This is a genomic window from Mesorhizobium sp. M0028, assembly GCF_040323855.1.
Lineage (GTDB): Bacteria > Pseudomonadota > Alphaproteobacteria > Rhizobiales > Rhizobiaceae > Mesorhizobium.
On record NZ_JAMYVG010000021.1, the window covers coordinates 105973 to 112325 of the forward strand.

The 6353-nt window shown below is 63.9% G+C and carries 4 protein-coding genes; 3 read left to right on the plus strand and 1 reads right to left on the minus strand.

All coding sequences use genetic code 11. The annotated features are described in order from the left end of the window. Positions 1–12: 12 nt before the first annotated feature. Positions 13–939, minus strand: coding sequence for an ABC transporter ATP-binding protein (locus NKJ93_RS27570; RefSeq protein ID WP_023718883.1), 927 nt, complete (start codon positions 937–939; stop codon positions 13–15). A 263-nt stretch (positions 940–1202) separates the two neighbouring features. Here NKJ93_RS27570 and NKJ93_RS27575 point away from each other — a divergent pair, with 263 nt between their 5' ends. The 3 genes from NKJ93_RS27575 (at position 1203) to NKJ93_RS27585 (ending at position 6213) form a co-directional block, all read left to right on the plus strand. After that, complete coding sequence (locus NKJ93_RS27575; RefSeq protein ID WP_023718884.1) at positions 1203–2576, plus strand: cytochrome ubiquinol oxidase subunit I; 1374 nt, start codon at positions 1203–1205, stop codon at positions 2574–2576. Then, positions 2573–3577 (plus strand): cytochrome d ubiquinol oxidase subunit II, encoded by a 1005-nt coding sequence (locus NKJ93_RS27580; protein ID WP_352481386.1) that lies wholly within the window; start codon positions 2573–2575, stop codon positions 3575–3577. Before NKJ93_RS27575 ends, NKJ93_RS27580 begins: the two co-directional genes overlap by 4 nt. A gap of 101 nt (positions 3578–3678) precedes the next feature. Continuing rightward, a complete protein-coding gene (locus NKJ93_RS27585) occupies positions 3679–6213 on the plus strand; it encodes a mechanosensitive ion channel family protein (RefSeq protein WP_352592341.1) in 2535 nt (844 codons plus the stop codon). Positions 6214–6353 lie beyond the last annotated feature (140 nt).

A 6353-nucleotide genomic window follows, 5' to 3' on the forward strand; every position in this document is an offset into this window, starting at 1 on the left:
CCGCGCGCGGGTTCATGCCTGTTTCCTCACCAGATTGACGAAGATCTCCTCGAGCGAGCTGTTTTCCGTATCGATGTCGCGGAACTGGATGCCGGCCGCCTCGAGCTCGCGGATCAGCGAGGCGACGCCCGGCCGTTCGCTCTGGTTGTCATAGGTATAGGTCAGCTGCCCGCCATCGGGCGAAAGCTCCAGCGCGTAGTGCGAAAAAGCATCGGGAACGGTGGCCAACGGGCTGCGCAGTTCCAGCACAAGCCGTTTGCGGCCAAGCTTGCGCATCAGCTCGGCCTTGTCCTCGACCAGCACGATCTCGCCGCGGTTGATGACGCCGACGCGATCGGCCATCGCCTCGGCTTCTTCGATGTAGTGCGTGGTCAGGATGATGGTGACGCCGTCTTCGCGCAGCCGGCGCACCATCGCCCACATGTCCTGGCGCAGCTCGACATCGACGCCGGCGGTCGGTTCGTCGAGGAACAGGATTCGCGGCTCGTGCGACAACGCCTTGGCGATCATCAGCCGGCGTTTCATGCCGCCGGACAGCGTGATCGCCTTGGCGTCCTTCTTGTCCCAGAGCGACAGGTCGCGCAGCACTTTTTCGACGAACGCCTTGTCCGCCGGCTTGCCGAACAGGCCGCGGCTGTAATTGACCGTCGCCCACACGCTCTCGAAGGCATCGATGGTCAGTTCCTGCGGCACCAGCCCGATCAGGCCGCGCGCAGCGCGGTAGTCGCGGTTGATGTCATGGCCGTCGACCGTGACGGTGCCCGACGAGCGGTTGACGATGCCGCAGACGATCGAGATCAGCGTCGTCTTGCCGGCGCCGTTCGGCCCCAGCAGCGCAAATATCTCGCCGCGCACGATATCGAGATTGATCTCCTTCAACGCCTTGAAGCCGGTGGCGTAGGTCTTCGTGACCCCGGAAATCGAGATGATCGGCTGCATGGCTGAAAACGGCTGCTTGAAACAGAGTTGTTGATTTAATCCGCTGAATGTCGGTGCGCAAATCCGGATGTCAATGGCGCTCCTGACAGTTCTGGACATCGAGGTTCGCCGGAATAGGCAACACCCGCCTGGTCGTCCAGCAAAATTCCACGCAAAAGCAGATTAACCGGCACTGCGGCGTTCCGCCTCGCGGCGGGACGCCGCTTTGACCGCCCGGCGCATGAAGCCTATCCTTGTACAAACAAGCAGCAGCTGGAGCCGCCATGGACCCGCTCATCCTGTCGCGCATACAGTTCGGCGCGAACATCTCGTTCCACATCCTGTTCCCGGCGATCACCATCGCGCTCGGCTGGGTGCTGCTGTTCTTCAAGCTCCGCTACAACGCGACAGGCGACTCCGCCTGGATGCGCGCTTATTTCACCTGGGTTAAGGTATTCGCGCTGTCCTTCGCCATGGGCGTGGTTTCCGGCGTCACCATGAGTTTTCAGTTCGGCACCAACTGGCCGGGCTATATGGAGACGGTCGGCAACATCGCCGGCCCGCTGCTGGCTTACGAGATCCTGACGGCCTTTTTCCTCGAGGCGGCGTTCCTCGGCATCATGCTGTTCGGCTTCCGCCGCGTCTCAAACCGCGTCCACACGCTGGCGACGGTGCTGGTAGCCGGCGGCACCACTCTGTCCGCCTTCTGGATCATCGCCCTCAATTCGTGGATGCAGACGCCGGCCGGCTTCGAAATTCGCGATGGTGTTGCGCACGCCACCGACTGGTGGGCCGTTGTCTTCAATCCGTCCATGCCCTACCGGCTCGTTCATATGCTGCTTGCTTCGGGGCTGACCGTCTCGTTCCTGATCGCTGGCCTGTCGGCGCTGCGCTATCTCTACGGCGATCGCTCGGAATCGATGTGGAAGGCGCTGCGCACCGGTGTCTTCGCCGCCGCGATCCTGATCCCGATCCAGATCTTTGCCGGCGACCAGCACGGCCTCAACACGCTTGAACATCAGCCGCAGAAGATCGCCGCCATGGAGGCCAACTGGAACACCGGTCCCAACGTGCCGCTGGTGCTGTTTGCGCTTCCCGACGAAGCGGCCAAGGAGAACAGGTTCGAGCTCACCATTCCCGACGGCGCCAGCCTCATCCTCAGGCACAGCGCCGGCGGCATCGTACCGGGGCTGAACGATTATGCCGGCAACCATCCTCCGGTGTTTCCGGTGTTCTGGGGCTTTCGCATCATGGTCGGCACCGGCCTGTTGATGCTCGTCGTCTCCTGGTCGGCGGCCTTCTTCCTCAAGCGTCGCCACAGCCTGCCTAAGCCGCTGGCGCTGGTCATGGTGCCGATGGCACTGTCCGGCTGGCTGGCGACGCTGGCCGGCTGGTACACCACCGAGATCGGCCGCCAGCCCTGGCTGGTCACCGGCGTGCTGCGTACCGCCGATGCTGTCGGCCCGGTCGCCGGCAGCCATGTCGCGCTGTCGCTCGCGGTCTATCTCATCCTCTACGTGCTGCTGCTGATCGCCTATCTCGGCGTGTTGGTGCATCTGGCATTGAAGGCGGCGAAGGATGGTGACACCTCGCCGCTGCCGGGCGTCATGAACAGGCCGCTGTCGCAGCCGGTTGCGCAACCGGGAGAAACATCATGAGCTTCGACTGGCCGACCCTGTTGCCTCTGATCTTCGCCGGCCTGATGGGCCTAGCCATCCTGATCTACGTCATCCTCGACGGCTTCGATCTCGGCATCGGCATCCTGTTCGCCGCAGCCGAAGACACCGAACAGGATACGATGATCGCCGCCATCGGCCCGTTCTGGGACGCCAACGAGACCTGGCTGGTGCTGGCGGTCGGCCTGCTGCTGGTCGCCTTCCCATTGGCGCACGGCACCATCCTGACCGCGCTCTACATTCCGGTTTTCGTGCTGCTGGTCGGCTTGATCCTGCGCGGCGTCGCCTTCGATTTCCGCGCCAAAGTGCCGGCCGGCAGGAAGCACCGCTGGAACCGCATCTTCTTCCTCGGTTCGGTCATCGCGTCGCTGGCGCAGGGCTATATGCTCGGCGTCTATGTGCTCGGCCTCGACGTCGGCCCTGGCGGCATGGCTTTCGGGGCGCTGGTGGCGCTCTGCCTTGCCGCCGCCTACGCGGCGATGGGCGCGGCCTGGGTCATCTACAAGACGGAAGGCGACTTGCAGAAGAAAGCGGTGCTGTGGCTGCGCACGGCACTGGTGCTGACCGCGCTCGGCATGGTTGCAGTATCACTGGCCACGCCCTTTGCCAGCGCGCGCATCTTCGACAAATGGTTCGTCTGGCCGGCCATGCTCTATTTGTCGCCGTTGCCGATCCTGTCGGCAGTGCTGTTCCTGTGGCTGTGGCGCCAGACCTTTCATCTGCCGAAGCCCGACGATCGCCACGCGCTGCTCCCGTTCCTGACATTGGCCGCGATCTTCACGCTTGGCTTTGCCGGGCTCGCCTGGTCGTTCTACCCCTTCGTCGTGCCCGACCGGCTGACCATCTGGCAGGCTGCTTCGGCACCCGAAAGCCTGGCCGTCATCCTGGTCGGGACAGTCGTCGTGCTGCCGATCATCATCTTCTATTCGTTCTTTGCCTACCGCGTGTTCGGCGGCAAGGCGACGGATCTGACCTATGACTGACCGGCTTCGCCGGCGCCGGCCGAAACAGAATATTCATCTTCAAGCGGAATAACCTTCTCTGGCCGGCCCAGCAGAATCGCCGGCAGAAGAAGGGCAACAGAATGACCCCCTTTTTTGCGGCGAGACAGGATCGGCTGTTGCTGATGCTGATCCGGACGGTCGCGCTGGTCGGCGCACTCGCGCTTGCAGGCCTGCTGCCGGCCATGCCGCAGGCGCATGCGCAGGACGCGGCCAGCTGGACCGGCGTGTGGGACACGAAATGGCGCGGCGGCGGCGCCCAGATCAAGTTCGAGCAGACCGGCGCCGACGTAAAGGGCGTCTACCCGCTTTACAGCGGCCGTATCGAGGCGAAGGCCGAAGGCGACAAGCTTGTCGGCCACTGGTTCGAAGGCGACCGCCAGGGCGCCTTCACCTTCGTCCAGTCGCCTGACGGCGAAAGCTTCATGGGCCGTTTCGATGTCGCCACCGCCGAATGGTGGACAGGCGTGCGCGTCAGCGCCGTCGAGGACGTCCGTGTCGACCAGTCGAGCCCGATGAGCACCATGCGCTCGTTCCTGCAGACGATGAACGAGAGCGGCGCCGACAACGTGCCGCGCGCGACCGGCGGCGGCATGGGTCTTGCCGGTCTGGCAGCGGGCCTCGTCGACGTCACCGAGGCCGACCGCGGCGGCCTCAACATGCCCGATTACACCAAGCTCCTGTTCACCGTCATCGACAACGCGACGTTCCGCCTGTGGAGCCTGCCGCATGATACGATTGCCGGCGACGAGGTGACGGCGACGCTCCCGCAATATGGCACCAGGGTTTCCTTCGATCTCACCTTTCGCCGCAAGAATGGCGAGTGGTCTATCGTCGGGCCGCCACTTGGCCAGCTTCAGGCCAAGCTCGCCGAATTCCAGGAAGCGCGTGGCGAAGCCGTCGACATGGTCGACGATCCGAGCAGGCTCGCCTCGCCACGCGATACGTTCAAGGTACTGTTGAGCGGCCTCACCGAGGCCGGCGATCCGGCACAGGCGGCGCTCGACCTGCGCAACTACAGTCAGGCGGTGCGCGGCGACGAGGCGTTCCTGCTCGAGCGCTATCTCAAAAAGGTCATCGACCGCATCGGCTATGTCTACTGGCAGGAGATCCCCGACGACCCGAAGAGCAACACCCCCTTCATCTATTTCGAGCATCCCGCCGGCAACATCGTCATCGGCCCGGTCGAGACCGAGAAGGGCAAGATCTGGCAGTTCACGCCCGAGACGCTCGCCCACATCCGCGCGCTCTACGCCGACGTGGAAGACGTGCCGGTGGCGCCGGAGTTCGCTGCCTTCGCCAGCACCGACCCGTTCTTCATCGCCCGTGGCCTCGCCCGCGAGATCAGCCCCGGCCTGCTCACCCGCGCCGGACCGATGGAGCACTGGCAGTGGTGGATGCTCGGCCTTGCCGCAGTGGCCGGCATCGTTTTCGGCTTCATCGCCAATGCGCTGATTTCCTTGATTGTGCGAAGGACGGACAGCTCGGCCTTCTTCCGCATCGTCGAATGGGCGGTGCGTTCGATCGTGCTTGGGTTCTTCCTGCTGTTGACGCTGCGCCCGCTCGGTCTGCCGCAAGTGGTCGCCGCCCCGGTCAAGGCAATCGCCTGGAGCCTGATCGTGATCGGTGCCGTGCCGGTGGTCTGGCACCTGATCGGCAAGGTCGCCGAACACTATCGTGGACTGTGGCAAGTGCCCGGCTACCACGACACGCTGATTTCGCTGTCCACCGGCGTCGCGCGCGTCGCCGTGCTGGTCGTCGCCTTCCTGCTGTTGGCCGAAGTGCTCGCCATTCCCTACGAAGGCGTCATTGCTGGTCTCGGCATCGGCGGTCTGGCGGTGGCGCTGGCGGCGCAGCCGACGCTGCAGAACTTCCTCTCCGGCCTGACGCTCTATGCCGATCGGCCGGTCAGCGTCGGCGACTTCTGCAAGTTCGGCGACCAGTCCGGCACGATCGAGCATATCGGCATGCGCTCGACACGCATCCGGTCGCTCGACCGCACGATAATCTCGGTGCCGAATTCGGATTTCGCCGGCATGCAGATCGAGAACTACGCGCATCGCGACCGCACCCGGTTCGCGACGACGCTGCAGCTGCGCTACGAGACGACGCCCGATCAGCTGCGTTACGTCCTGGCCGAGCTGCGCAAGCTGCTGATCGCCCATCCGCGCGTCATCGACGAGCCATGCCGCGTGCGCTTTGCCGGCTTCGGCGCCTATTCGCTCGACATCGACGTGTTCACCTACGTCAAAACCGCCGACGTGGCCGAGTTCCAAGCCATCCGCGAGGACATCCTGTTGTCCATGATCAACATCATGGATGATGCCGGCGCGCAGTTCGCCTTCCCTTCGTCACTGGAATACAGAGCCACCGACCTTCCGATCGACGACGAAAAACGCATCGCCGCGGAGAAAAGGGTCAGCGATTGGCGCGAGACGGAAAACCTGCCTTTCCCCGACTTCAGCCAGATCGACAAATTCGCGTTCAACAACACACTTGCCTACCCGCCTGAGGGCTCGGCGCATTATCGTGAGACAGAGCCCGACCCGGACTCGGCCGAGGCAAAGGCGACGCTGGAGAAAGTGCGCTGGAGCCTGCCCTGGAAAAAGGGGAGGTAGTTTCGAGACGTTGGCGGGACAGCACCCCCCTCTGGCCTGCCGGCCATCTCCCCCGCAAGGGGCCTGTTGCGTAATTCGCTGATTGTGATTCTCTGAGGTGGACGGTCTGAGGGAATCGCGATGGCAGTGAAGCAGACGGG

What these genes read in the sequence shown, in the direction of transcription:
- NKJ93_RS27585 (WP_352592341.1), top strand. Translation starts at nt 3,679, where the DNA reads ATGACCCCCTTTTTTGCGGCGAGACAGGATCGGCTGTTGCTGATGCTG.
- NKJ93_RS27575 (WP_023718884.1), top strand. Translation starts at nt 1,203, where the DNA reads ATGGACCCGCTCATCCTGTCGCGCATACAGTTCGGCGCGAACATCTCG.
- NKJ93_RS27580 (WP_352481386.1), top strand. Translation starts at nt 2,573, where the DNA reads ATGAGCTTCGACTGGCCGACCCTGTTGCCTCTGATCTTCGCCGGCCTG.
- NKJ93_RS27570 (WP_023718883.1), bottom strand. Translation starts at nt 939, where the DNA reads ATGCAGCCGATCATCTCGATTTCCGGGGTCACGAAGACCTACGCCACC.